The sequence below is a fragment of the Streptomyces sp. NPDC047000 genome (genome assembly GCF_040644295.1).
Taxonomy (GTDB): domain Bacteria; phylum Actinomycetota; class Actinomycetes; order Streptomycetales; family Streptomycetaceae; genus Streptomyces.
Genome location: NZ_JBEYWE010000033.1, coordinates 54,145 through 74,195, shown reverse-complemented (window position 1 = coordinate 74,195; position 20,051 = coordinate 54,145). Strand labels below are relative to the sequence as shown.

The 20,051-nt window shown below is 69.3% G+C and carries 19 protein-coding genes; 8 read left to right on the top strand and 11 right to left on the bottom strand.

Going from position 1 to position 20,051, the window contains the following annotated elements; translation table 11 throughout:
• Positions 1-41: 41 nt before the first annotated feature.
• Together ABZ862_RS33700 and ABZ862_RS33695 are read right to left on the bottom strand one after the other, a co-directional pair.
• Positions 42-953 (bottom strand): nucleotidyl transferase AbiEii/AbiGii toxin family protein, encoded by a 912-nt coding sequence (locus ABZ862_RS33700; RefSeq protein ID WP_360966771.1) that lies wholly within the window; start codon positions 951-953, stop codon positions 42-44.
• Positions 954-1,010: 57 nt separating this feature from the next.
• The gene (locus ABZ862_RS33695) at positions 1,011-2,120 is read right to left on the bottom strand and encodes a type IV toxin-antitoxin system AbiEi family antitoxin domain-containing protein (protein ID WP_360966769.1); all 1,110 of its coding nucleotides are present in this window, start codon (positions 2,118-2,120) and stop codon (positions 1,011-1,013) included.
• Between the two features lie 349 nt (positions 2,121-2,469).
• On the opposite strand from ABZ862_RS33695, the gene ABZ862_RS33690 reads away from it, so the two are divergent.
• The 3 genes from ABZ862_RS33690 to ABZ862_RS33680 all read left to right on the top strand — a co-directional run bounded on the left by ABZ862_RS33690 (position 2,470) and on the right by ABZ862_RS33680 (position 4,451).
• Positions 2,470-2,886 (top strand): hypothetical protein, encoded by a 417-nt coding sequence (locus tag ABZ862_RS33690; RefSeq protein ID WP_360966766.1) that lies wholly within the window; start codon positions 2,470-2,472, stop codon positions 2,884-2,886.
• Positions 2,887-2,903: 17 nt separating this feature from the next.
• Positions 2,904-3,548: a hypothetical protein gene (locus ABZ862_RS33685; protein ID WP_360966763.1), complete on the top strand. Its 645-nt coding sequence runs from the start codon at positions 2,904-2,906 to the stop codon at positions 3,546-3,548.
• A gap of 441 nt (positions 3,549-3,989) precedes the next feature.
• A complete protein-coding gene (locus ABZ862_RS33680) occupies positions 3,990-4,451 on the top strand; it encodes a DUF5707 domain-containing protein (RefSeq protein WP_360966761.1) in 462 nt (153 codons plus the stop codon).
• 72 nt (positions 4,452-4,523) lie between these two features.
• Here the strand turns inward: ABZ862_RS33680 and ABZ862_RS33675 are convergent, their stop codons facing one another.
• Entirely contained in the window at positions 4,524-5,432 is a 909-nt protein-coding gene (locus ABZ862_RS33675) for a class I SAM-dependent methyltransferase (protein ID WP_360966758.1), read from the bottom strand.
• Positions 5,433-5,956: 524 nt separating this feature from the next.
• Positions 5,957-6,862: an oxidoreductase gene (locus tag ABZ862_RS33670; protein WP_360966755.1), complete on the bottom strand. Its 906-nt coding sequence runs from the start codon at positions 6,860-6,862 to the stop codon at positions 5,957-5,959.
• Between the two features lie 172 nt (positions 6,863-7,034).
• On the opposite strand from ABZ862_RS33670, the gene ABZ862_RS33665 reads away from it, so the two are divergent.
• A complete protein-coding gene (locus tag ABZ862_RS33665) occupies positions 7,035-7,943 on the top strand; it encodes a helix-turn-helix transcriptional regulator (protein WP_360966752.1) in 909 nt (302 codons plus the stop codon).
• A gap of 104 nt (positions 7,944-8,047) precedes the next feature.
• Here ABZ862_RS33665 and ABZ862_RS33660 read toward each other — a convergent pair whose 3' ends face one another.
• The gene (locus tag ABZ862_RS33660) at positions 8,048-9,643 is read right to left on the bottom strand and encodes a CocE/NonD family hydrolase (protein WP_360966749.1); all 1,596 of its coding nucleotides are present in this window, start codon (positions 9,641-9,643) and stop codon (positions 8,048-8,050) included.
• Positions 9,644-9,936: 293 nt separating this feature from the next.
• Positions 9,937-10,872, bottom strand: a complete 936-nt coding sequence (locus ABZ862_RS33655; RefSeq protein WP_360966746.1) for an NADP-dependent oxidoreductase — start codon at positions 10,870-10,872, stop codon at positions 9,937-9,939.
• A 317-nt stretch (positions 10,873-11,189) separates the two neighbouring features.
• Here ABZ862_RS33655 and ABZ862_RS33650 point away from each other — a divergent pair, with 317 nt between their 5' ends.
• The 4 genes from ABZ862_RS33650 (at position 11,190) to ABZ862_RS33635 (ending at position 14,289) form a co-directional block, all read left to right on the top strand.
• Complete coding sequence (locus ABZ862_RS33650; protein ID WP_360966743.1) at positions 11,190-11,759, top strand: helix-turn-helix domain-containing protein; 570 nt, start codon at positions 11,190-11,192, stop codon at positions 11,757-11,759.
• Between the two features lie 552 nt (positions 11,760-12,311).
• On the top strand, positions 12,312-13,283 hold the full coding sequence (locus ABZ862_RS33645) for a hypothetical protein (RefSeq protein ID WP_360966740.1): 972 nt from the start codon (positions 12,312-12,314) through the stop codon (positions 13,281-13,283).
• A 170-nt stretch (positions 13,284-13,453) separates the two neighbouring features.
• On the top strand, positions 13,454-13,933 hold the full coding sequence (locus ABZ862_RS33640; protein WP_360966737.1) for a hypothetical protein: 480 nt from the start codon (positions 13,454-13,456) through the stop codon (positions 13,931-13,933).
• Entirely contained in the window at positions 13,930-14,289 is a 360-nt protein-coding gene (locus tag ABZ862_RS33635; RefSeq protein WP_360966734.1) for a hypothetical protein, read from the top strand. Before ABZ862_RS33640 ends, ABZ862_RS33635 begins: the two co-directional genes overlap by 4 nt.
• Before the next feature lie 50 nt (positions 14,290-14,339).
• Here ABZ862_RS33635 and ABZ862_RS33630 read toward each other — a convergent pair whose 3' ends face one another.
• The 5 genes from ABZ862_RS33630 to ABZ862_RS33610 all read right to left on the bottom strand — a co-directional run bounded on the left by ABZ862_RS33630 (position 14,340) and on the right by ABZ862_RS33610 (position 19,931).
• Positions 14,340-15,650, bottom strand: a complete 1,311-nt coding sequence (locus tag ABZ862_RS33630; protein ID WP_360966731.1) for an ROK family protein — start codon at positions 15,648-15,650, stop codon at positions 14,340-14,342.
• A 142-nt stretch (positions 15,651-15,792) separates the two neighbouring features.
• Entirely contained in the window at positions 15,793-17,220 is a 1,428-nt protein-coding gene (locus tag ABZ862_RS33625; protein ID WP_360966728.1) for an MFS transporter, read from the bottom strand.
• A gap of 181 nt (positions 17,221-17,401) precedes the next feature.
• Positions 17,402-18,487, bottom strand: a complete 1,086-nt coding sequence (locus tag ABZ862_RS33620) for a Gfo/Idh/MocA family oxidoreductase (protein ID WP_360966725.1) — start codon at positions 18,485-18,487, stop codon at positions 17,402-17,404.
• A 74-nt stretch (positions 18,488-18,561) separates the two neighbouring features.
• Positions 18,562-19,728 (bottom strand): Gfo/Idh/MocA family oxidoreductase, encoded by a 1,167-nt coding sequence (locus ABZ862_RS33615; RefSeq protein WP_360966722.1) that lies wholly within the window; start codon positions 19,726-19,728, stop codon positions 18,562-18,564.
• Complete coding sequence (locus ABZ862_RS33610; RefSeq protein ID WP_360966719.1) at positions 19,725-19,931, bottom strand: hypothetical protein; 207 nt, start codon at positions 19,929-19,931, stop codon at positions 19,725-19,727. The genes ABZ862_RS33615 and ABZ862_RS33610 overlap by 4 nt, the downstream gene beginning before the upstream one ends.
• Positions 19,932-20,051: the final 120 nt, after the last annotated feature.

The window sequence follows — 20,051 nt, the reverse complement described above, 5'->3', positions numbered from 1 at the left end:
GTACAGGTGGTTGAGGCCCAGCTCGTGCAGGCGACGAAACGCTACGGCCAGGTGCCCTTCAAGGGATCCCAGTTCCCCCTCACACTGCCGTCGAGCAGCGGGTTGAGGAAGATCTCGGCGGCTTGGCCTGCTTCCGGGAAAGTGCGACATCCCTGGAGGCCGATGACCAGTGCCGCGGCAGCCGGGTAGTGGTCGTGCCAGGCCGCTCCGGGTGCCTCGAAGTTCCTGGGCAGTGTGAGATCGATGCCTCGCTGACGCCGGAGTTCGGCCTCTTGGTGTACAGCCTGGTAGGCCGTAGGGCCATCGACCGTCTCCTGCTGGCTGATCAGCAACAGGTCGGCCAGGTCACGGTAGCGGCTGGAGCTTTCGTCGCCGTGTCGTTCGTACAGGGCGCAGATCTTGTCGGCGATGTGGTCGATGAGGGGGTAGAGCCGCACGACAGGCCAGTCGATGGGCCAGAGCAGGTCCACGACGGGGGCGAGGGGAAGGGTTTCGGGGGTGCCTGCGAGGGAGCGGCGGACCGTGATGTCCACCTTGACGCTGTCGACGCGGCTGGGCCCGAGGTAGACCTCGAAGTACTGAGAGCCGCCGCGAGTGGGATCGGCCGCCGACGTGTACTTGCCGGGGGCGAAGCGGAGGAAGTCGCCCAGGTCGTGGGCGGCGGCTTCCAAGACGCGCTTTCGCGCCTCGTCCGGAGTCGATCCCGGCTGGGCGGTCTGCAGATCGATGTCGCTGCTGAGGCGGGCGGCACCCCGGTAGCGGACGAGGAGAGCCTGGCCGCCTTTGATGAGCCAGCCGTCAGGATCCAGAGTGAAGACGCGGGCAGCGAGGCGGTTGAAGTAGAAGATCCGCATGAGGTCAGCAACGTTCATGCCCGTCTGCTTGGACATCTTCTTGGCCGACTGGTTCAGAGCGGTTCTGAAAGCCGTCGGAGTCTGGTAGGTCTTGCCCACGAATCGCCCCCTGGCGTGCTGGCTTATCCGCAGACTCTACGCTCAGCTGATCAACAGTCAGTTGGCTTGAGTGCCGGATTCCTCCGGCCCCTGGCTGCTGGTGCCATCCGATTCCTGATCGTCACCGCTGGAGGGGGCGCTGTCTTCTGCGTCCGAGGGGCCGGGCGAAGGGTTTGTGCCTCCGGGCGTCGGCGGGGGAGCAGTTACTTGCTCAAGGGCCTTGAAGGTGCTGGGCGGGAGAACGGCAGCATGCTGCATAGCACGCACCGACTCCGCGAACGGCACCAACGCCTTCCGCATTGCCTCCTCCATCGCCGGATTCGGCTGCGACAGCCTGCGGATCGACTCCATCAACGCAGGGCCAAGCGCAGATGCAATGGGCGACGGGGTGTTCCGTCGACGCGCTGCGGCCCGTGTCACCCACATGAGTTCAACGAGGTCGGGGCGTTCAGCCAGAAGGTGGACGGCTTGGTCGAACCCTTCCCGGCTGGCCCGGTCGACTTCCTGGCGGCGCAGACTTTCACCTGCTTGCGCAACAAGGTGGTAGATCAGGTCGTATCCGGTGGCACTGGTTTTCAGGCCGTACTTCCGGGCGAACGGCTGGACCCGTTTCGCCAAGTCGTCCACAGTGATCAGGTCGCGACGTTCGGCGTCGGCGACGACTCCGCCGACGTGTCCGCCATCGGCACCGGTGTGCAGCAGGTCGGTGATGGTGCGCATGGCTGTGGTGACGGGGAGGCCGTCGACTGTGGTGACCTCTGCCGGTGGAACCTGCGCAGTACGCAGACGCACGAACGGTTCGGTCGTGGTCCGCCGACGCGGGACACTGATCTCTACGTTCGGGGCCGGAATGTCCCCGAGGTCCAGCAGCTGGCAGGCGGAGGCATGGGAGACGACGCCGGAGTCCGGGGCACCGACGGGCCGATCCCACAGGAACTGTTTGGGCTGCAGGCGCAGCCAGGCGACCTTCACCTCCAGGTGGGTGGGGACGCCCGCGGCGGTCAGCTGGTAGACGCCACGGCCCACGTTCGACAGGAGGCCGACCTCCGTCAGTCGCAGCAGTTGCACACCGTTGACGCCCAGATCCTTGGCTTGCGCGGCCGTCACCAGGCCCCATTGATCTGCGGCGGCTCCAGAGAGAACAGCCACCTGCTCAGCACGGTCCATACAGAGATAGTTACACAGAATCGCAGACTTAGTTACCCTCTGGGTGTAACAAACTCTGCATCGGCATCTTCGGCGATGTAAATTTCTCTGATAACGGCGGCTCCCCAACGAGAGCCCTCTGCGTACAACGGCCAAGCCCTGGTGCATCCAACAGCTCCGCGTCATCGCACACACCATCCAGGACGCCGCTGAGCAGAAGGCCCTTGCCGACGTGGCCAACGGCTCTCTCGAAACGTCAGCCACCGCACCGAAATCGGGATGAGTCGGGCCGCAGTTGTGTGACATGGTCAGGTGCATGAAGAGGATCACGAAAGCATCGCTCGTCACCCTCTCGGCTGCCGTCGTGGCCTTGGGACAGACGGGAGCCGCGCACGCCGACACCCCCCACTGGAACAAGACCAAGAAGTGCCAGCAGAAGGACTTGGACGGGCGGAACGTACCCACCCGTATCGGGAACAGCGAACTGGGCTGGGCCCACTTCTCCAGCAACCACAACATCCGTACCTGCCGCATCGTCAACGCTCCCCTGAACGGCAAGGCGGACAAGAACGACGGCAAGGGGGGCTTGGAATACTGGGGTTACGCCTTTGACGGCACGCACCCACAGGTAAAGATCATCGTCAAGGCGCAGGTCACCCGCCGTACTCAGGACAAGCGGTACGACGCCGGAAGCGGGCAGATGATCGGTGTCATCACCGCCTACTGCAAGGGCATGAGGAAGTGCCCGAACTGGATGAACCAGTCCGCCACCAAGTTCAAACGCTGAACAGGGAGACACCCGCAATGACGCCGTGGGAAGTGGCCGTGGCACAGGCCGACGTGACCGGCCACTTGATCCTCTACACGCAGGCACCGATCGTGAAGAAGATGCGTGTCCGCGGCGTCCTCCCCGGCCCCGACGGGGCGCCGGCCGTGCGGATCGCGCTCGGCGGCCGCAAGGCGACCGTCGATGATCTCCTCACCATCTACGAGATCCCACTCTCCCAGCAGGACGAGGTGCTGCTCCCGTGGGAGGCAGTCAGCCGTGTACGGCACGAGGCGGGTGAGGTGCGGTTCTACTCCGGCGGTCAAGTGGGCAACGTCCTCGATACGCCGTTGATCAGGCTCTCGAAGGACGTGCCCGGCGAGGAGCGACTGGAGGACCGAGCGCACACGTTGCTCACCACACTGAGCTGTCCGGCTCCGGGCTACGAAGAGCGGGAGAAGGCCGAGTCACTCCTGGTCGGCTTCCTGTACCTGAGCGAGGGCCGGATGCGGCTGTACGTACGCCATCAGGGTGATCCCGACATCGTGGGCTGCGATGTCCGGCTTGCGGAGGCCGGACCGGCCGTGATCGCGGAGGTGTTCTCCCGGTCGCAGGAGCGGGAACTGTTCGAGGAACCGGAAGACGATCCGCACTGCACGGCCGTACTCGATCTGACGCACTGAGCAAGGCATCGCGAACCGCGATCTTCACAGGACAGGGCCGGCCTGAGATTCCTCGGCGGTTCCGAACGGCGCCGCCCTGGCCGGGCGACACCTCAGTTTGAGCGAGACAGCCGATCCACCCCCATCTCAGTCAAACTGAGGCACCCCAGGTCAAGCACTCACGCTGCCGCACCTTCACCGAGACCGGACAATATTCGTTCCCAGGGTTCAGCCCCCCCCAGGCCGCGAGGCGCCGGCATCAGGGGCAACTGTCGGTGTGTTGTGAAGTCACCGAAGCGCAGGGGTTGAGTACGGGGGTTGAGTACACGTACTCATGGCCGGGGCGGTGGTGCGCGGCGAGGATCGACACAACGGCGCGGGAGAACGCGCCGGGACCACAACGGCGCGGCATGCCAACGGAGTTGGCGCCGACCGTCGCCATCATCCACGGGGGAACCGACCATGTCCCGACGCATCATTCTTTCCGCCACCGCCGCCGTCGTCGTCCTCGGCGCGGCCGGGGCCTTCGCCCTCGCCCAGGCCGGGGAGCAGCCGCCGTCACTGAAGGACAGTGCCGTCCGCTACACCGCCCCGGCCGCCGGCCACGACGGCTCGCTGTCCTTCACCACGCAGGTCACCGCGCCGTCCGGGCTCAAGAGCCTGAAGGTGCTCGCCTGGCCCAAGGGTGCGTTCGCGGACAAGCCGCTGACCGAGAAGGACCTGAAGAACGTCGAGTCGGCCACGTGCAAGCCCGCCGGTGACGACACCCTGCGCTGCGTCTACCGGGTCCCGGTCACCGCCGCCGACGCCACGGAGGCCGCCGGGGCCGGGCAGGACACGTGGTACGTCGCCACGCTGGCCACCGGCAAGAACGGCGACACGGTGTTCGAGGACAAGTCGGCGACGTTCACGACGCGTGACTGACCGGCGGGGCGGCCGTCGGCGCGGTCCGGGTCGCCGGCACGGGCTGCCGCAGCGGCCGGGTGACATCGATGCTCAGCACTGCCCGTCACCTTCGAGTTGGAAGTGCCAGACGACCACGATCGGGAAATCGTCCAGGGCCGCGGCCGACGCTTCCGGGCACCAGCGCAGCAGGTCCCACGACATGTGGGTCGGGAGTGGGTCCGGGGCGGTGTCGGGGTCGAGGGAGTGGCGCGGGCGGAGGGGTTCCTCGCAGTGCCGGACCTGGAAGCCGAGGGGGAGTGCTGCGGCGAGGTAGGCGCTGAGCGGGCGGTGGTACTCGGTGAGGAGGGACGGGCGGCCGTCCGGGCCGGGAGGGCGGGCCAACGTCGGCCGGAGGTAGGACACCAGCAGATGGGCATCGGAGACCACGAGGTGTCCGCCGGGACGCAGGACGCGCGCGAACTCGGCCAGCACGGGGGCCAGGTCGGGGATGTGGGTCAGGGCGAGCGCGCAGACGACGGTGTCGACCGCGTTGTCGGGGAGCGGCAGACGGTGCAGGTCGGCCTCGTGGAAGTCGACGTCCGGCAGGCGCTCGCGGGCCCGGGCCAGCATCTCCGGCGAGGCGTCCACGCCTGTCACCCGGTGGCCGAGCCGGTGGAGGTAGGCGGTGTGACGGCCGGTGCCGCAGGCAGCGTCCAGCGCCGCACCGATGGGCAGGCCGTCCAGGATGCGCCGGACGACGGGCTGCTCGATGTCGATCATGTCGTTGCCGGGGGCGTCATAGTGAGCCGCCCAGGATCGGTAGACGTCGGCCGCACTGATGGTGCCCTCAGTCGCCGTCACGCCTTCGGCATGCGCAAGGGCGGGCGAGTCCAGCAGGGCGCGGATCTCGGCGACCCGGGCCTCGACGAACGCCCGGTCGGCGCTTCCTTCCCGGAAGCCGCGCAGCAGAGCGGCGCCTTCGACACCGAGCAGATATCCCAGAGGACTCAGGTAGGTCACCCCAGGGACCGTACGGTCACGCGCTCCGACGGCTCCACCGGTTTTCCGGCGTTGACGACCTCGGAAAGGGCAGCCCCGTTCGGCACCCGGTGTCCCTGAACGGGGTCAGCAATCGCGTGGGCTGCCACCACGACCTCACGACCCGGGTACCACGATCCTCCAGACATACCAGATTGACGTGACGTACATGAGTACCGTCCGAGAGAACCACACCTGCACGACGCAAGCCGTGAACGTAGCGGCAGACGACACGGCCGACAGGCCGAGCGCCTTCCACGGAACGGGGACGAGCACCGAGCCCGGGAACAAGTCCGGGTCGGCCCCGTGCACGTCGGGGAGCGCCCCGAGCCGCGTGACGGGACCCCGAAACTTGCTCAGAACGCCAACTTTCCCGATCCAGGCAAGTCCCTCTGGGGGAAAACTTGCCTGGATCGCCAACTTGCCTGGTTCAGGAAAGTTGGCAATCCAGGCAAGTTTTCCCCGGGCCACTGGCACCTGCACCGACGGCTTCTCGGCTCCCGGGGTCAGAGGTAGTTGACTCCCGTCAGTTTCTCGGCCGCCGTCCAGAGCCGTTTGCCGACGGCGGGGTCGGCCGCTTCCCGGCTGAGGCGGGCCTCGGTGACGCGGCCCAGGGTCTCGAAGAGCTTGGCCGGCCCGAAGAACTGGCCGCCGCGCACACCGGGGTCGGTCGCGGCCCGCAACTGCGGCAGCGCGCCCTGTTCCACCGGCTGGGTGGCCAGCAGACCGAGCCGCGCGATCACCCGCCCGAGCCGGCCTCGGTGTTCCCAGGCACGCGGGGTCAGGTTGGTGCGGGTGAGGCCGGGGTGGGCCAGTGCGCTGACGACCGGCGACCCGGCGGCGCGCAGCCTGCGGTCCAGCTCGATGCCGAAGACCGTGGTGGCGAGCTTGGAGCGGCCGTAGGCGGCAGCGGCCCGGTAGCGGCGCTCGTACATCAGGTCGTCGAAGTCGAGGTGCGCGTTCTTGTGGGTGATCGAGCTGAGGCTGACCACACGGGGTTCCGGTGCTGCGGCCAGCGTGCCGAGCAGCAGGCCGGTCAGCGCGAAGTGGCCCAGCATGTTGGTGCCGAACTGAAGCTCGAATCCGTCGGCGGAGACGCGGCGCGGACCGAGCAGGACCACGCCGGCGTTGTTGACCAGCAGGTCGACGACCGGATGATCGGCGGCCAGAGCGGCGGCGAAGGCGCGTACCGAGTCGAGGGAGGCCAGGTCGAGTCGGCGCACCTCGACGTCGCCGCCGATCCGGCGGGCGGCCTCCGCACCGGCGGCGGTGTCGCGGACCGCGAGCACGACGTGGGCGCCGTGACGGGCCAGCTCGGTCGCGGTGACCAGGCCGAGGCCGGAGTTCGCACCGGTCACGACGGCGATCCGGCCGTGCTGGTCGGGAATGCGGTCGGCGGTCCATCCGGCCATGCGCTGCTCCTCGGAAACGTGGGCGTCGAAGACGTCGTAGACACCGCAGACGTCGTGGACGCCGTGCGTGGAGCGACGACGTTAGGAGCACCACGCGCGGGTTCCGTGGTTCCCGGTTGCCTAGGTCTGCGGGACCTACCCTGGACGCCCGGTGCGGCGGCACACTTGCGGCATGGTCCATCCGTACGCCCGTGAGCTGGGGGATTTCCTGCGTGCCCGGCGCGGCAGGCTGCTCCCCCGTGACGTCGGCCTTGAGCCGGGCGGCCGGCGCAAGGTCACCGGGCTGCGACGCGAGGAGCTGGCGCTGCTGGCCGGGCTGAGCACCGACTACTACCAGCGGATGGAGCAGGGCCGGGAGGTACATCCGTCCGACGGGGTCCTGGACGCGCTCGCCGACGCGCTCTTCCTCGACGACGAGGAGCGCCGGCACCTGTTCGCCCTCGCCCACGCCGCGCGTCGACCCGTGCTCGCCCGGGTGGAGCGCGGTCCGGAGCGGGTACCGGAGAGCACCCGGCGGCTGCTGCGGGTGATGGACACCCCGGCGGTCGTGCTCGGCAGGCACCTGGACCTGCTCGCCTGGAACCCGATGGCGGAGGCGCTGCTCGGCAGCCCGGTCGGCCTTCCGCCGCACCGGCTCAACATGCTCCTGCTGATGTTCGACGACACGCTGACCGGCCAGCGGAGCTGTCCGGACTGGGAGCGGCAGGCCCTGGACTACATCGGCATGATGCGCGCCGCCGTCGCCACCGACCCCACCCATCCGCGTGCCACCGCGGTCGTCGGTGAACTGAGCATCCGCAGCGCCGAGTTCCGGCGGTTGTGGGCCCGCCACGACGTAGGGGCGTCGACCAGCGGCACCAAGACCTTCCGCGTCCCCGAGGTCGGCGACATCGTCCTGGACTGGGACACCTATCCGCTGCCCGGCGCGCCCGGTCCGGTCATGCTGGTCTGGACGGCCGAGCCGGACAGCGCCGACGCGGACCGGCTGCACCTCCTGGCATCGCTGCACGCGACCCGGAGCGCCCCTGGCCGGAGCACCGGCGAAGCCGCTCACCGCTTGACGCCCCCGTCGGACGGGTAGTCGCTGTCGCCGTCCCCCTCGTACCCCGCGCTCGCACGCCGTGCGGCCGTCCGCGGAGGGGCTGCGCCATCCGGTCGTGCACCTGCCCGGTCGTCGGGCACGCTTCAGCGAGCGACGGGAAGGGAGAGACGCAGGCCGTCCACGCCGCCGACTGCGACCGCCTGGCGCGCGACACGGGTCCGGGTGGCCGTCGCGGTCGGCTCACCGGTGCCGAGGTTGCGGTTGTAGTAGGGGTGGGCCCCGCCGGCCACCAGCAGACGAAGGCGGTGGCCGGCCACGAGGCGGTGCCCGACGGGGCCGAGATCGACCTTGACGGGCACGCCCTCGCCGAGGCCGGGACCGGTGACGCGGAGAATGCCGTCGGCCACGCTGTGGACCTGCCCGTTCTCGTGGACGTCCAGGACTCGCAGGAACAGGTCGGCGCTGGGCGCGTCGGAGAAGAAGGTCGTGGTGGCGGACGCGTGGCCGGCCAGGTCCAGCGGCTCTCGCAGAACCGCACTGGTGAACACGCGCACATCTGCCCGCCGTTCGAGGGCGCCGCTGTCCCAGAGACCGCCGGCGTCTCCGGTGCCGAGGGTGACGAACCCGACGGACGGGGTGGGGTGGGCCGGGTCGTAGGTCCATTCCACCCGCTCGGCCGGATCGGGCGAGGCGGCCAGCAACTGCTCGTCCGGGCCTGCGTGGAAGACGGTGGTCTCCGGCTCGTGCCACTTCTCGATCTCGTGCCAGCCGGCATCTGCGCCGGTGCGGTAGTAGCTCAGGGCGGCGAAGTGACCGGTGCCGTCGCCGCGTACGTGGGTGTCGAACCAGGCCAGCTTCTCCGCCATGCAGATGCGCGGGTCGGGGGCGGCGTGCGTCCACGGTCCGATGACGAAACGGTGGGGCGTATCGCTGCTGTTGTGGTTCAGGCGCTCGAAGTCCTGCCAGAAATAGGTGCGGTGGTAGTCGTACCAGCCGTCGATGTGCAGGATCGGCGCCGGAGGGTCGTCCAGCAACCAGGCGAAATTCAGGGGTTTCCAGTGCGGGTCCGCGCCGTCGTGGGCCAGGCGCTCCTGGTAGAAGTCGAGGGTGGTGCCGGTGGCCGCGGTGTCCGCCTGGTCGAGCGGCAGGTGGTCGTACAGTTCCTCGCCGACGGCGGCGCCGCCGGCCTGCTGGACGGCGGTCCAGCTCAGCGCCAGTTCGAGACCGAAGCCGCCGCCGGGGTACCAGGAGCTGACCCGGTCCGTGCTGTACATCGCGGTGGAGATCGCCTTCAGGCCGGCGGGTCGCGAGGAAGCGGTGGCCCAGGCGGTGAAGGCGTGGTAACTGCTGCCGTTCAGGCCGAGGTTCCCGTCGAACCACGGTTGCCGCTCCATCCAGCGCACGGTGGCCAGACCGTCGGCGGCTTCGTAGAAGTACGAGGTGGTGGTGCGCGTGGACTGTAGGAAGCACGCGTATCCGTGGGACGCCCAGGCGATCACTTCACCCATGTGGAAGGCGGCCACTTCGGGCGGGAAGGAGGCGGGATCGTAGGGCGTGCGCATGAGTACGGCCGGTACCTTGCCGGCCGCTACGGGTAGGGCGAGTGTGCCCAGCAGTTCGACGCCGTCGTCCATGGTGACGCCTATTCCGTCGGTGAGTTCGACGGAGTGCGGGCCGAGCGGGCCGTAATGCTGCTCGATCGCCTCCCTCTGCGGCTCGTCAACGGTCGTGGTCCTCATATCAGCTCTCCTTGCGATGGAGGGGATAGGGCGGTTCTGCTGTCCGCGAGCCGTCCGACCGGGGCGGGAGGGGAGGCCCCCGAGGGGGACGGGCCGCTCGCCGGTGACGAAAGCCGCGAGAAGTCACCGTGACGCGGAGGCCGGTAGCCGCCTTCGCTGGGGGCGCCGCGGCTGTTCCGGGGACCGGTGACCCGTACGCCGTTCGCCCACCGTGCGCCGAGCGATGACGGCCGGCCGGCGGACTGCTCCACCGCTGTCCCGTCCGGCGTGGCCGCGACGACGGTGGAGGGTCGTCACGGCGTGATGATCAGCTTGCCTCGTTTGGCCGTGCCGTTCTGTTCGAGTTCGGTGAGTGCCGGGATGGCTTGCGAGAGCGGGACGGTGCGGGCTATCGGCAACCGCAGCGTCCCCTGGCCGGCAGCCCGCGCGACCTCTGCGATGTCCTCGGTGACCGGTTGGGTGACCAGGACCTGGTACGGGCCGGGCAGGAAGCTTCGGGCAAGGTTGGCGGGTGTGGGGGCGACGCTGACGATGCCGCCGCCCGGCTTGAGCATCGTGCGCGCGGCCTTGATCGGCAGCGAGTACTTACCGCCGGCATCGAGGACGAGGTCGAACCGCCCTGCGAGCGAGGCGGGCTCGAAGTCGAAGTCGACAACCGGGTCGACACCGAGGGCGGCCGCTTCCGACCTGGCGGTGTCCCGGCAGCTGCCGGCGACCGTGGCCCGGTGGGCGAGGGCGATCTGCACGGCGGAGCGGCCGACCGCGCCGAGGCAGCTGTGCACGAACACGGCCTGGCCCGGCCGGAGTCTTCCCTTCGTGATCAGGGCCTGCAGTGCGGTGACCCCGGCCGTCGGGAGGGTGGCGGCGTCCTCGAACGAGAGGTTCGCGGGCTTCCTCACGACGCGCTTCTCCGGGACGACGACCGCCTCGGCGAACGCGCCCGAGGACTTCATGGGCGGTCCGCCGAGCACCTCGTCGCCGACGTGCAGCCGGGTGACACGGTCGCCGACCGCCTCGACGACGCCCGCGAAGTCGTAGCCCATCGCCCGTGGGAAGCTCCGGCCGGTCACCATCTTCATGCGGCCGGCGCGGATCCCGAAGTCCATCGGGTTGACCCCGGCCGCGCGCACCCGGACAAGGACCTCGTCGGCGCCGAGCGGTGCCGGCTCGAACTCTTCCAGCCGCATGACTTCCGGCCCGCCGTACTGGTGGTACTGGATCCGCTTCATCGTCGTCCCTTCACTCATTTCTTGGTGGGGTCCCGTGCGACGGGGGCAGGCCGCGGCGACAGGGAGGGTGAGCCGGTCGAGCTGGTCGTCGAGGATCGTGCCGGTGACCTGCGAAAGGACATCCGGCCCTGCGGGGAGGCCCCCGGACCGGCGTGCGCCTTCACGACCTCTCGTGACTCCGGCGCTCCGGGGCCTCTCGTCCGGCGGAAGACGGCACGTTCCCTGGGCAGACCTCCGGCACACGAGTGACGGAACTTGGTCCCTTCACTTTCCGCACTGTACACGAGTGACGGAACCAAGTCCTGTAAACTGTCGTCATGGCCCGCTGGGAACCGAACGCCCCCGAACGCCTCGTCCAGGCCGCCCTCGACCTGTTCGAGGAACGCGGCTACGACAACACGTCCGTGATCGACATCGCGCAGCGCGCGGGACTGGGAAAGACCACGTTCTTCCGGCACTTCCAGGACAAGCGGGAAGTGCTCTTCGGCCGCGGCACGATGGACGGACTGCTCACCGAGGCGATAGCCGCGGCACCGGCGACCGCCACCCCGCTCGAAGCTGTCGCTCACGCGCTCGACGCGGCCGGGAAAGACATCTTCACGCCCGCCCGCCGCTCCTTCGTCACCCGCCGGCAGGCGGTGATCGCCGCCAACCCCGAACTCCAGGAACGCGAAGCGCTGAAGAACCTCGGCCTCATCGCATCGATCATCGAGGCGCTCGAACAGCGCGGCGTGCCCGCTCTGACCGCTCGCGTGGCCGCAGAACTCGGCTCGCTCGCCTTCACGATCGCCCACGAACGCTGGACCGATGCCGACAGGGACTGCGACTTCGGCGAACTCACCCGGCAAGCACTCGACGACGTACGAACGTCCACGGCCCTCTGCTGAACCGGGAGCGAGCGACGCCGGGTCCCTCAGGAATCAGGCGTGGTTCGTCCGGTCGGCTCACAGGTTCGCGGGTGCCCGGTGCTGTCGACACCGGGGAGAAACCGATGAATCAGGCCGAGGTGAACTGCCGAGTCCATTTGCCGACGGTGCAGTCGGATCACATTATTTCCATTTGTAACGGCAAACTCCTGTACGAGCCCGCCCCTCACCCCTTCGCCCCTCACCCCTCGAACACAAAACCGTTCGACCGAGGGTTCGATATCACCGCCACCGGCACCCAGTGGGCTGGGTACCGGCTATGTCACGGTGTCTGAGCTGGCCGGATCCTTGTCCGCGAGGGGTCGGTGGGCAACGACCCTCCTTAAAGAACTGGGGTAAAGAACTACCCGCCCACCCTCCCTCCCCGGCCACGTCACCCGTGCGGGTGACTGGCTTGCGGAGGCGACACAGGGGCCGTTACGTTCGCCCCACCAAACGTCAAAAGTACGGCCCCCGGGAGGGAAACGGAATCCCAAACGGGGGCCTTACCGATCAGGAAGTAGCAGCTTCCCAATGGCTGATTCGCAGTCTAACGTGCTCTCACCCACCGACGCCGGAACTCCGACATTCGGCGTGATCCACGTCCGCACCCGGCTCGACACCGACTTCACCGTGCTCTCCAACAGCCTCGCCCAGCTCCCCGGCAGCGCGGTCACCGTCGGAGTCGGGGTCTACATCGCCTCCCTGCCCGACGGCACCCGCATCGGCATCGACGACCTGTGCCAGCACTTCGACGAGGGCGAGATCCTCATCTCCCGGGCCCTCCGGGTGCTGGAAGCCGCCGGTCACCTGGTCCGCCGCCGCGAGCAGCAGCCCAACGGACGCTTCTGCACCCGCACGTACTTCTACGACGTACCCGGCGGCGGCACCCACCCCGATCCCGACGGCCCGCCGAAGCCTCCGAACCCGACGCCACCTCGGCCACGCGCACGGAAGGCGACACGCGCGGCGGCAACAGGCGGCCGGACACTCGCAGTAGTGGACACACCCGCCCCTGTTCCACCTCAGCACCAGCCCCAGCCGGAACCGGGGCAGCCGCAGCCGCAACCGCAACGACCCGCGACACTCGCCGACATCGACCCGCAGGTCCTCGCCGTGCTCACCTCGCTGCGCCGGGTCGACCCCCGCCTCGAACTCTCCCTGCCGGAAGCCGCACGGATCGCCCCCGCCATCGGCCAGTGGCTCGCGGCAGGCGTGGACAGGGTGCGGATCGTCTCACTGCTCACCGAAAGACTCCCCGACGTCTTCCTCGGCCGACCGGTCGCCATCCTGGCCTACCGCCTCCGGGAGACACCGCTCCCGCTGCTCCCCTCCCCCACGGGGAGATCCCTGGAGGAAACACCCGCGGAGGACACGGCGGAGCGGCAGCCCCTCGTCCACCCCATCCGTAACTGCGACGGCTGCGACCGCGGCTTCCGGGCACCGGAATCGGTCGAACGCTGCCGCGACTGCCGGTCCGCCGAGCCGCTCCCCACGGCCTGCTGAGCCAGTGGCCGGGTGCGTGGCCCTCCGGTGGTGGTCGATTCTCGTCTCCTGGTTCAAAAGCAGAGGGACATCTCCCTTGACCCCGGCCAAAAACCAGCGCCGGCCGGCAGCCGCCCGATCACTCTCGTGGGGGATGGCCACCCGACGCCTTTCGAAGTAATTTCAAAGTCATGCCCACCGACAACACCGCCGTGAATTTCTCCGAGCTGGTGAACAAGAACAGACAGACACTTGCCCGGCTGAAGGAAGCACCTCGGCTGCTGCTGCACCGCAGAGACGGCGAAGACCTCGTCCTGACCACCGCGGCGCGGGCGGAACAGGATCAGACAGTGGTGGCAGCCGCCACCCGGATGCTGGCAGCGATGGCACGCCGCGAGCCCGGCGGTCCAGAACTGCTTCTGGACATACTGCCGGATGCGTTCCCCTGGATCCGCTTCCTGCCCGACCACGACGTCCACGCCTTCGCCATCGAGCTCGTCGACACCATGCGGGCCGCCGACTCCGTCGGCAACAGCGCGTCCGTGGCCCAGATGCTCATCGCCTGGCAGCACACGGCGGAGGCACACTCGGACCCGGAGCTGCTGGCAGCTCTGACCCGGGACCACAGCGAGGACTTCGGCCCGGTGCCGGATCCGCAGGATGCCGCGTGAGCGCGGGCCGCGGCGACCGCACCGCACCACCGGCGCCGGACGGTCACTGGGAAGTCCGCTTCGCGGACGCGGCCTCGGCCAAGGGGTGGAACTGCCTCGCCCAGCAGGCGCGGGAGAACACGTACCGCACATGGATCATCATGCGGACGAACCCGAGACCGGCCGCCGAGACACCCCGCCACCATCGGCTGAAAGGCAGCCTGGCTCATGGCACCTTCCGGGGCCAGACCTGCGAGCAGTGGCAGATCGAGGTGACCGGTGGAGGGCGCGTCTGGTATCTCCTGGACACCGCCCGTGACACCTGTTGGATCACCTTCGCAGGTACAGGACATCCACGGGCCACAGACCGCCGCTGAGTTCATCGACCGACGGGTCACACCTCGTACCGCATACCGACACGGAGCCGTCACGCCGCGTCGAGCTCGTCCTGGATCTTGCGGTTCACGATCGACGGAACGCCCGCCGGGGAGCCCACCGGGGCCCACTCGGCCAGTAAAGCCGGTTCCATCAGCGCGTCCACGACCATCCGGGCGCCGCCCAGCAGTCCCTCGATCTGGTCGGGGTGGCCTGCCGAGACACGCAGCGTCCGGGTGCCCAGGCTGATGGCCCGTTCGTGGATGATGCGCTCCACGGTCTGGAGGAACAGCTCGCCCGATTCCACAACGCCGCCGCCCAGCACCACGTGCGACGGGTTGAAGAAGTTGACCAGCACCGCCAGCACATTGCCGACCCGCGTCGCCGAGCGCGCCGTGAGCTGGACGCACGTCGGTTCCGCGAGCTTCGTGCCCCTGCCGATGTCCGCCGGGGTGATACGGCCGTTCTCATGCATCACGGAGGTCAGATAGGCGCTGCGACCCTCGACGTGGGCGGTGATCGCGTCGCGCTCCATCGCCCAGCCGGCCGCGTAGGCCTCCAGGCAGCCGGTCCTGCCGCAACGGCATGTCACATCGTCCCGGTCCTCGACACGGACGTGGCCGATGTCGCCCGCCGCGCCCTGGCTGCCGCGGTGCAGCGAGCCCCGGGAGATCAGACCGGCGCCGAGGCCGGTGCCGACCTTGACGTAGATCAGGTTCTCGGCGGTCGGGTCCAGCACCAGGTGGCCCAGGGCCATCGCGTTCACGTCGTTGTCGACCCACACCCCGACCCCGTACCGCTCGGCGAACCAGCCGCGCACGTCGTACGCGTTCCAGCCCGGCATGATCGGCGGGTCGACGGGGCGGCCCGTCTGGTGCTCCACCGGGCCGGGCAGTGCGACGGCGATGCCCCACAGCTCGGGGCGGCCGTCGGTGTCCAGCAGCGCGTCGAATTCCGCCGCGATGCGGGTCAGCGTCCGCTCCGGACCCTCACTGACCAGCCATTCCGTATGGCGGCGCGCGACGATCGTGCCGTCGAGCTGCACCAGCGCCAGCCGCATCGCGGCCGCGCCGACGCAGGCCACCAGGATGGCGCCGCGCTCGCCCACGAAGCGCCACAGCTCGGGCGCGCGGCCCCCGCTGGACGGCGCGGTGCCCGCCGGGACGGCCAGGCCCAGGTCCTGGGCGATACGGAGATCGGCCGAGACGATGTTGCGGCCGAGGGCGGCGTCACGCGCAAGCTCCGGTCGGGTGCGGATCCGGTGGGTCCGCAACGCCCCCAGCAGTTTGGCCAGTCCGTCGTACGGCTCGCCCCCGCTCTTGTGCGCTGCCTGCGCCTTCTGCATCGCGCGTACGTCTCCCATGTCCGTCTGCTCGCCTCCCCACGATCGTATCGGCGTCGGCGGACACCGATGCCCGGTGCACGGTTCCCCACCACCGCGCACCGGGCGTCATGCCGCACGTCCTCCGACTGTTCCTCGGTCCGATCCCCCGTCAGACACCTCGTCAGATCCCGTCGTCCGCGTGCCGGGCCTCCAGTTCCGCCGTGATCTCGGGCAGCCGCTTCTCCAGCCGGTAGAAGCCGAGGGCGACGATCTGCAGCACCGCGAGCACCACCGGCAGGCCGAGGTACAGCCACAGCACACCGTTGGCGATGTGACCGCCGTGCGCGTCCGCCCGGTAGCCGATGACGCCCAGGCCCCACGCCAGCATCGCGCCGCCCAGCGCCGTACCGACCTTGGTCGCGAAGCTGTAACCCGAGTACAGCAGACCCTCGTTGCGCTGCCGGGTCCTGTACTCCTGGTACTCCACGGTGTCCGACACCAGCGCGGGCGCCGCGACGAACCCGAAGCCGCCGACCACACCCGAGAGGAAGAACACCGCGAGGAACGCCGGCATGGTGTGGCGGAACAGGACCAGCAGCACCGTCAGGACGATCGAGGCCACGAGCCCCGCGATGATGCCGTTGCGGTGGCCGAGCCGCTTGAGCACCGGCGGGGTGGCGACGGACCCGGCGAGCGCGGACAGCGAGTACGCCAGCAGGATCAGGGAGATCGCGGACGGGTTCCCGACGACCGTGAGGGCGTAGTAGATCGCACCGCCCGTGATGACGCCGAGCCGCGCGAACATCAGCAGGGTCTGGACGAACAGCGCGACCCAGGGTCCGTTGGTCAGCGTGGCGCGCAGCGCGGTCCGCATCGGGGCCTCGACCTCGGCGGGGGCGGCGGAGGGGACCCGCTCCTTCGCGGTCGCGGCCACCGTCCAGAAGAGGATCAGCCCGACGATCGCGTACAGGGTGACCGTGAGCAGGAAGCCGCGGCGCTGGTTTCCGCCGCCGAGGGCGTCGACCAGCGGGGTGGTGGCGGTGGACACGACGATCAGGCCGATGCTCGCCCCGAAGAAGCGGAACGCGGACAGCTTCATCCTCATCCCGGAGTCCCGGGTCATCATCGGCATCAGCGAGCCGTACGGCACGTTCACCGCGGAGTACGCGAGGCCGACGAGGATGAAGGTGACGTACGCCCACACGATGTCGGCGCTGCCGCCGGAGCCGGGCGTGACGAAGGTCAGGACCGTCAGGACGGCGAGGACCGGCGCGCCGAACATCAGGAACGGCCGGGCCCGTCCGAAACGGGTGCGGGTACGGTCCAGCAGCATGCCGATCGACGGGTCGAACACGGCGTCGAGCACCCGGGCCACCAGCATCAGCGTGCCCGCCGTCGCCGCCGCGATCACCGCGACGTCGGTGTAGAAGAACAGCAGATAACTGGAGACGGTGGTCCAGGTGAGGTTGGACGCCAGGTCGCCGAGGCTGTAGCCGAGCCGCTCGCCGAGACCCGGCTGGTCGTGGTGCGGCGGCTGCGCCACCGGCCCGTCCGGCGCGGGCGTGGACCCGGCCGACCCGGCTGTGTCCATGACGGGGGAATCACTCATCGTTGAGATCTCCTTGATGGGTATGACCTTGCAGGTCATAGGGGGTGCCCGGCAGGCAGGAGGCAGGGCGGCGCGCCGCACGCGTAACGGGAGGTACGTACTCATAGGTCCGTATCTTCTCCGATCGCCCCTCGCGGCCTCTTCGCCGCCCTGCCCTGCCCGGTGCCGGTGCGGGTCGCGGTCAGAACGCGACCGGCTTGCCCGAGGCCGCCGACGTGTAGACGGCCTCGAGGATCTCGGTGACACGGCACGCCTGCTCCGGCAGGACCACCGGGTCCCGGTCGAATTCGATGGCGTCCAGCCAGGTACGGACCTCCCCGGCGCCCGGGTTGTCGGACGCGCCGGAGACTCCGAAGTAGCCGGCCTTCGCCTCCGGCGCGGTCTCGGTGAGCTCGCCGCCGACGACGCCGTTGATGCTGGCCACGTACGTCCCGTCGACCGAGGCGATCTCCGCGCCGCCCTCGGTGCCGCACAGGGTGGTGCAGCCCTCACGGTTGTCCGGCACGTTCAGCGCCCAGGACGCGTCGAGGGTCACCACGGCGCCGTCCTTCATCCGGACGAACCCGAAGGCCGAGTCCTCGACGGTGATCGTCGCCGGGTCCCAGGGACCGCCGAGGTTGCCGGCCGGCTTGTCGCGCAGCTTGTCGAAGGTCTGGCCGACGACGTAGTCGACCTCGTAGTTGTCCATGTACCAGAGGGTGAGGTCGAGGGCGTGGCCGCCGAGGTCGATCAGCGGGCCGCCGCCCTGCTTCTCCTTGTCACGAAAGACACCCCAGGTCGGCACACCGCGGCGGCGCACCGCGTAGGCGCGGCCCACGTAGATCTCGCCGAGGCGGCCCTCGTCGACGGCGTGCCGGACGAACTGGGCGTCCTTGCGGAAACGGTTCTGGTAGCCGACGGTCAGCTTCTTGCCGGTGCGCCGCGCCGCCTCGGTCATCGCGCGGGCGTCCTCGCCGGTGATCGCCATCGGCTTCTCGACGAGGACGTGCTTGCCGCCCTCCAGCGCCGCGACGGTGATCTCGCGGTGGGAGTTGTTCGGGGTGCAGACGTGGATGACGTCGATGTCCGGGTCGTCGACCAGGCGCTTGTAGTCGGCGGTGACGTACGCCGCCTCCAGGCCGTACTTCTCCTTCGCCCGCTCCGCGCGGCCGGGTTCGATGTCGCACACGGCGGTGATCACGGCGCGCTCCGGGACGTCGAGGAGCGAGGGGAAGTGCTTGAGGTCGGCGATGAAGCCGCATCCGACGATGCCTACGCGGAGTGTCATGGGGGTCTTCCGATCTTCGTACAGGGGGGTGGGGGTGGGGCGGGAGGCCGAGGGGTGGGCCGGGGAGGGAGGAGTCAGGCGCCTGCGGCCACAGGCCGGACAGCAGACCCGGCAGCGGTCTCGGCAGCGGTCTCGGCAGCAGGCTCGAAGACGACGGCCGTGCCGGTCTCGTGGGACTCGCGGATCGCCTCCAGCACCCGCAGCGTGCGGATCACCTGGTCGTTGCGGACGGTCTGCCCGACCACGACCGTGCCGTCTATGCCGTCGATGCCGTCGATCACGGCGAGGGCGTTGCGGTACCAGTCGTCGATGTCCGGGGCGACGTCCGGCAGCGGCAGCACGCTGACGGAGTCCTGGATCCGGGCGAGCGCCTTGAAGTCGATCAGGCGGGGCGCCATCGTCTTCGTCATCCCGGCGCCGGCCTGGATCGGGGTCGCGTCGGCCTCGTCCTCGTCCTCCAGGACGACGACCTTGCCGTGCATCTCCCAGTCCTCGACCACGGCCGTACCGCGGGCGGACTGGAGGTACCACTTGGGCAGGGTGACGAAGCTGGACGTACTGACGTCGACCAGTGCCCGTACACCGTTGGCGAAGGTGAGGTACGCCTTGACGCCGTCCTCGACCTCCTTGCCGAGGTCGTGGCTGAGCGAGCCGTAGACGGTGGTCAGCGGGGCGCCGACCATGAGGAGCAGCCGGTCGACGAGGTGGACGCCCCAGTCGAGCAGCATGCCGCCGCCGCGGGCGGCCTCGCCGCGCCAGTCGCCGGGGATGCCGCGCGAGCCGTGGATGCGCGTCTCGACGTAGGTGACCGGGCCGATGGTGCCCTCGTCGTAGACGCGCTTCATGGCGGCGTAGTCGGGGTCCCAGCGGCGGTTCTGGTGAACCATGAACAACCGGCCCTGGCGTTCCGCCAGTTCGGCGACCTTGGTCATCTCCTGGCTGTCGAGCATGGCCGGCTTCTCGCACAGCACGTGCTTGCCGGCCCCGAGCGCGGCGACGGCGATCGGGAAGTGGTCGTCGTTGGGGGTGGCGATCAGGACGATGTCCACGGTGTCGTCGGCCAGTGCCGCGGCGAGGTCCGGGTAGACGTGCAGTCCGTCCTCGCGGGCCGCCTCCTGCCGATAGGAGTTGGTGTCCACCGCGCCGGTCACGTCGAGACCTTCGACACCGGTGATCTTGCGGGTGTGGGTCACGCCCATCGTGCCGTAGCCGACCACCACTACTGACTTGCTGCTGCTCATGCTGCTTGTTCCTCCGGATCACCAGGCTCGACGTCGGGCCTGGGAAGGCCGGCCGTCCGCGCATCCGCCTTCGAGATGCGCTTCGCCCTGCCGACGCCGGGGACGATACGCACGGATAATGCAAAACACAAGAGGTTCGACAGAAGCCCCACGACGGCAACTCCCACCCCAGCAGCCGCCGCCACCATCACCTCATCCATCACCGACCAAAGGTTTGACTAATGCACATCGCGGGCTAAAGTGCGGGAGGACGTTCGGGGGAGCGAGCCGCGCGCACCGCACAGCCCCGCGCAGCGGGCGGCCCGCTCCCCCGGCATCCGCCA

Coding starts and splice junctions, on each gene's coding strand:
- ABZ862_RS33655 (WP_360966746.1), bottom strand. CDS start 10,872: ATGAAGCGGATCCAGTACCACCAGTACGGCGGGCCGGAAGTCATGCGG.
- ABZ862_RS33630 (WP_360966731.1), bottom strand. CDS start 15,650: ATGGGAGACGTACGCGCGATGCAGAAGGCGCAGGCAGCGCACAAGAGC.
- ABZ862_RS33670 (WP_360966755.1), bottom strand. CDS start 6,862: ATGGCCGGATGGACCGCCGACCGCATTCCCGACCAGCACGGCCGGATC.
- ABZ862_RS33620 (WP_360966725.1), bottom strand. CDS start 18,487: ATGACACTCCGCGTAGGCATCGTCGGATGCGGCTTCATCGCCGACCTC.
- ABZ862_RS33685 (WP_360966763.1), top strand. CDS start 2,904: ATGACGCCGTGGGAAGTGGCCGTGGCACAGGCCGACGTGACCGGCCAC.
- ABZ862_RS33645 (WP_360966740.1), top strand. CDS start 12,312: ATGGCTGATTCGCAGTCTAACGTGCTCTCACCCACCGACGCCGGAACT.
- ABZ862_RS33665 (WP_360966752.1), top strand. CDS start 7,035: ATGGTCCATCCGTACGCCCGTGAGCTGGGGGATTTCCTGCGTGCCCGG.
- ABZ862_RS33615 (WP_360966722.1), bottom strand. CDS start 19,728: ATGAGCAGCAGCAAGTCAGTAGTGGTGGTCGGCTACGGCACGATGGGC.
- ABZ862_RS33680 (WP_360966761.1), top strand. CDS start 3,990: ATGTCCCGACGCATCATTCTTTCCGCCACCGCCGCCGTCGTCGTCCTC.
- ABZ862_RS33695 (WP_360966769.1), bottom strand. CDS start 2,120: ATGGACCGTGCTGAGCAGGTGGCTGTTCTCTCTGGAGCCGCCGCAGAT.
- ABZ862_RS33640 (WP_360966737.1), top strand. CDS start 13,454: ATGCCCACCGACAACACCGCCGTGAATTTCTCCGAGCTGGTGAACAAG.
- ABZ862_RS33660 (WP_360966749.1), bottom strand. CDS start 9,643: ATGAGGACCACGACCGTTGACGAGCCGCAGAGGGAGGCGATCGAGCAG.
- ABZ862_RS33650 (WP_360966743.1), top strand. CDS start 11,190: ATGGCCCGCTGGGAACCGAACGCCCCCGAACGCCTCGTCCAGGCCGCC.
- ABZ862_RS33625 (WP_360966728.1), bottom strand. CDS start 17,220: ATGAGTGATTCCCCCGTCATGGACACAGCCGGGTCGGCCGGGTCCACG.